The sequence below is a fragment of the Arthrobacter sp. Leaf141 genome (genome assembly GCF_001424565.1).
In the GTDB taxonomy this organism is placed as follows: domain Bacteria; phylum Actinomycetota; class Actinomycetes; order Actinomycetales; family Micrococcaceae; genus Arthrobacter.
The window spans coordinates 1-5,419 of the sequence record NZ_LMOL01000020.1 but is presented as its reverse complement, the minus strand read 5'-3'; the positions used below and the strand labels follow the sequence as shown (position 1 = coordinate 5,419).

Annotated in this window: 1 protein-coding gene; it reads left to right on the top strand. The window is 67.9% G+C overall.

The annotated features are described in order from the left end of the window. Positions 1-5,088 (top strand): Ig-like domain-containing protein (locus ASF72_RS14525; protein ID WP_056600063.1); only part of this gene is annotated, 5,088 nt, incomplete at its 5' end. Positions 5,089-5,419: the final 331 nt, after the last annotated feature.

Genomic DNA, 5,419 nt, shown 5'->3' with positions numbered 1-5,419 from the left:
AATTCGGGCAATGTGTGGCTGGTGAACCAGAACATGCTCCTGGTCAACAACTGGGACGACGTGATCCCGCCCAAGGAAACCTCGGACGATGCGGACAAGGATTCCGCCGACCAGGTCCAGCAGACAGTCCTGCCGGACCGGAGCAAGCCCAACAGCCCGCCCGTGGCGCAGTCGGATTCGTTCGGCGTCCGCCCCGGGCGCACCACCATCCTGCCGGTCCTGGACAACGACACCGACCCCGACGGCGACATCCTCACCGTCCGCCCGCCCGGCGAAATCAGGTCCGGCGACCTGTCCACCATCTACGGCGACACCGGTTTCCAGGTGTCCGTCCCCGCTGACAGGACCGGCAGCGACTCCTTCCAGTACACGGTGGACGACGGCCGCGGGCTCTCCGCCACGGCCGACGTGGCGCTCCGGATCGTTCCGGTGACCGAAAACGCGGCACCCGCGCAGAAACCCAACCGGGACACCACCCTGGTGGTGCAGCAGGGCAAATCGGTGACCCGGAACATCCTGCCCGACTGGTTGGATCCCGACGGCGACGACCTCTTCGCGGTGACCGCGGCCAGCCCGGATGCGCTGGACCAGGTCCGCATCCGGCCGGACGGCCAGCTCACCTTCCAGGATTCCGGCACGGCCCCGGGCCGGAAAGTCCTTACCGTGGAGATTTCCGACGGCCGGACCAGCACCGAAGGACGGATCACCGTGGACGTCCGCGCTCCCGGTTCGCTGCCGCCCATCGCGAATGCCGACCACGTCATCGCCGTGGCGGGCACCGAAACCGTCATCGCCCCGCTGAAGAACGACCTCGACCCGCAGGGCGGCACGCTGCGCCTGGCGCAGGCCACCCCGGATGAACAATCGCGGGTGTCCATCGGCGCCGACCAGCAGACCTTCACCTTCACCTCGGACGCCCTGGGATCCCACTACGTGGAGTACCTGGTCACCAACGGGCCCGCCAGCGCCCAGCAACTGGTGCGTGTGGACGTTGTGCCCGGAAACACCGAAGGCGCCCCCGTGGCCGTGCGGGACATTGCGTTGCTCCCCACGGGCGGCAACGTCCTGGTGGACGTCCTGGGCAATGATTCCGATCCCTCCGGTGGTGTGCTGGTGGTGCAGTCCGTGACCGCCGATTCCGCGCTGCCCGTGAGTGTGTCCGTCCTGGACCACTCGGTGGTCCGCATTACCGACATCCGGGCGGAAGGCCAGCTGAGCCTCAAATACACCATCTCCAACGGCCGGGCCTCCGCCGTGGGCGAGATCGCCGTTGTGGTGGTGCCCGCCCCCACCAAACTGCAGGCACCGCAGGCCAAACCCGATGAAGCGGTGGTCCGCGCAGGTGACGTGGTGACCATCCCGGTCCTGGCCAATGACACCGAACCGAACGGCGGCGCGCTGATCCTGGTGCCCGACCTGGCCCAGGTACCCGACGCGGCGGACGGCCGGATGTTTGTGGCCGGCGACCAGCTCCGCTTCATTGCCGGCCCCGAGCCCAAAACGGTCTACGCCATCTATAAGGTCCGCAACGCCACCGGCCAGGAGGACTCGCAGCAGGTCACCATCCGCATCCTGGCGCGCGATGACGAACGCAACACCCGCCCCGAACCCAAAAACCTCACGGGACGCGTGGTGACCGGCATGACCGTCAAGATCCCCGTGCCGTTGGACGGCATCGATGCCGACGGCGACTCGGTCCAGCTGATCGGCATTGACAAGGCCGCCGGCATGGGAACCGCCGTGGTCCGCGACGGCTACCTGGAATACACGGCCGCAGGCGACGGCGCCGGCACGGACACCTTCACCTACCGGGTCCGGGACCGCATCGGTGCCGAGAACACGGGGACCGTGATTGTGGGCATCGCCCCGCCGGAGGCCATCAACCAGAAGCCGATCGCCGTGGATGACGCCGTGGACGTCAGGCCCGGCCGGAACGTCGCCGTGGATGCCCTGGCCAACGATTCCGACCCCGACGGCGACCCCATCTCCCTGCTCAGCAACGGTTTCGAAGCCGCGCCCGGGCTCAAAGTGGAGGTGGTGGACGGCGCCAAGGTCCTCTTTACCGCACCGGATGCCGCCGGCAACGAAAGCATCCGTTACCAGATCCAGGACGATAAAAAAGCGCAGGCCGGCGCCGTGATCCGGATCAGGATCAGCCCGGATGCGGAACTCAAGCGTCCCATCGCCAAAGACGACCGGGTCACCCTGGCCGAAACACTGGGGAAAACCGCGGTGGACGTCCCGGTGCTTAAAAACGACTCGGACCCTGACGGGGTGGCCTCGGAACTGGACATCACCCTGCCGGACGGCAACCCCAACGCCAGGGCCACCGGCACCGGCACCGTCCTGGTGGACCTGGCCCCAGAAGACCAGCTCATTCCCTACACCGTCACCGACGCCGATGGCCTCAGTGCCACCGCCGTGATCTGGGTTCCCGGCCAGGGCGCGCAGTACCCGACACTCTCAAACACCGACCCCGTGGAAGTCATGGCGGGCAAGGACGTCACCCTGAACCTGGCCGACTACGTCCGCGTCCGGGACGGCCGGAAGCCGCGGATCACCGTGGCGGAAGCGGTCACGGTGCTGGGCGGTTCCCCCGACGGCGTGATTGTGGGCGAGGGCGACGCCCTGCGTTACGCCGCCCGCGCCGGGTACGCAGGTCCCGGCTCCATCACCTTCGAGGTCACCGACGGCGACGGGCCCGATGACCCCGCAGGCCTCAAATCCACGCTGGTGATCATGACCAGCGTGATCCCGGATCCCGAGGAAGCCAACACCCCGCCCACGTTCCGAGGCGCTTCGGTGGACGTTCCCAAAACCGAGACCGGAACCATTGATTTGGCCCCGCTGGCAGCGGACGTGGACGAACGCGACCAGGGCAACCTGGTGTATGCCCTAGAGGGCACACCGCCCCCCGGCTTCCAGGCCAAGCTGGACGGCACCGTGCTGACCGTCAGCGCGGGCAACGACGTGGGCGTCGGCGTGGCCGGAAACCTCCAGGCCACCGTGACGGACGGCAGGTCGGCCCCGGTGTCGGCCACCATCCAGGTGCGCCACGTGGCCTCAAACCGGCCCATGCCGGTGGCCAACGACGATGTAGTGGAGAAAGCCAACGCCGGCCGGAGCGAAACCGTCAATGTCCTGGGCAACGACTTCAACCCGTTCAGCGATACCCCGCTTCGTATTGTGGGGGCTACCGTGGAGACCGGCTCGGCGCAGGGCCAGCCTGCAGCCAACGGCGACTCCATCACCGTGACCCCGGCCGACGGGTTCAAGGGTGTGCTGGTGGTCCGCTACACGGTGGCCGACAAAACCAACGAACTCTCCCGGCAGGTTGATGGCCGGGTCCGGATCACCGTCCGGGACGCCCCCGACGCCCCCTCCGCGCCCACCGCGACCGACGTCCGGAGCCGGACCGCGGTGCTCAAGTGGGCGCCGCCGTCGGACAACGGCGCAGCCATCACCAAGTACACCGTGACATCCGCGAACGGCTTCTCGCAGGAGTGCCCCACCACCACCTGCACCCTCAGCGGGCTGACCAACGACGTGAAGTACGTTTTTACGGTCAAGGCGACCAACGAGGTGGGGGACTCCGCAGCCTCCGCGCCGTCCAATGAAATCCGGCCGGATGAGAAACCCTCGCCGCCCGAGGCGCCCACGGTCAAAGCCGGGGACAAGGACATGGCCATCTCCTGGCCCGCAGCCAGGACTGAAGGCTCGGCAGTGGCGTCCTACACTTTGGAAATCTCGCCGCCGCCGGCCTCCGGTGTGGCGGTCAAGACCGGGGTCACTGGCTTGAACTACACCTGGCCAGGGCTCACCAACGGGGTCAAGTACAAGGTCCGGGCGCAGGCAGTCAACGAACTGGGCCCCTCGGACTGGGGAACCTATTCCGCTGAAGACAACCCTGCAGGTGTCCCCGCGGCGCCCGCGGCGCCGACCACGGCAGTGGCCGCGTCTGTGGGCAGCAGCAACCAGCTGCAGGTGACCTGGGACCAGCCCAACACCAACGGCGACCCGATCAGGAACTACTACGTCACCATGACCGGCGGCGGCGGGGCAGCCAAGACCCAGACCGTTTCCGGGTCCGTGCGGTCCGCCGTTTTCGAAGCCAACAACTCCGAGACCGCGTACACGTTCACCGTCCAGGCGGACAACAAAGCCGGCAAGGGCCCGGCCAGCAACCCGTCCGCGCCGCGGCGCGCCACCGGAAAACCCGGGCAGGTCACAGGCGTGGCAGCGGTGCCCGCCGACACAGGCGGCGCGGGCCGGAAGCTCACCGTCACCTTCAACAACCTCACCGCCGCCCAGCGCAACGGGTCCGCGCCCGGCGAAATCAGCTACCAGTACCGGGCGGGCGGCCGGTCCGGCCCCATCCGGAGCGGCGACGTGATTGGCGGCTTCCCCAACGGCCAGGCCGTCAGCGTGACCGTCACCGCGGTCTCCAGCGTCGCGCCCAGTTCGGACGCGAGCGCACCTGCCACGGCCACTCCCTTCGGCTCACCCGGAACCCCTTCCGCCGCCGGTACCAACGGGGCCGTCAACGATCAAAGCGTCAAGCTGTCGTGGGGCTCCCCGTCCACGGGGAGCAACGACGTTGCCACCACCCGGATCCGGATCAACGGCGGCGCCTGGGAAAACGTCGCCGCATCGGGCACCCGCACCATCAACACCGGCGGCTGGGAGCAGAGCCGGACCATTGACGTGCAGACCATCAACTCCGTGGGCACCGGCAGCGGGGTGGTCTCCGCCTCCGCCATATCCGGTAAGCAGGGGCTATGGGAGACCACCATGTCCAACGCCGTGGTCCGTTCCTGCAGCTACACCCTGGGCGGCTCCAACTACCGTCCCAAGCCGTACTACGACTGCGACCGGCAGGGCGGTGATACCCCGCCGTGGATGGCAACCGCCACCCAGGGCAAGCTGGTGGTCAAGTGCTACATCGACCAGAGCGATAACTGGTCCAACGGTGGCGTGGTCCGCTGGTGGCGGCTCGAGCCTGGTTCATACCGCAACGTGGGCCGCTACATCATCGCCGGCCACACCAACCTGCCGGACCCGGCCGGGCTGGGTGCGCCGCCATGCTGAGCCACGCCACGGACGTCGTCGCAGGTCAGCGGCGGGGGGACCTCTGCCCATCGCGGGGGCCCGGCACGTTCGGTAGGCTGGCCCGGGATACGGGGCCCGCTCGGGGCCCTTGGGCGTGCCGCTTTTGGGGCGGCTGCACGATCGAGGGAACGATACCGCTTTGACATCACTGCTGGGGAAACTTGGGCTGAAAAGGCGCCACAAAAAAATCGCCGCAGGCACCGCGTTTGGTGCTGCAGTGGCTGTTGTGGTGACCGGTGCCATCCTCTATCCGGGGTTTAAAACCACTGAGGTGGAGTTGAACGACGGCGGTGTGTGGGTGGTGTCGAAG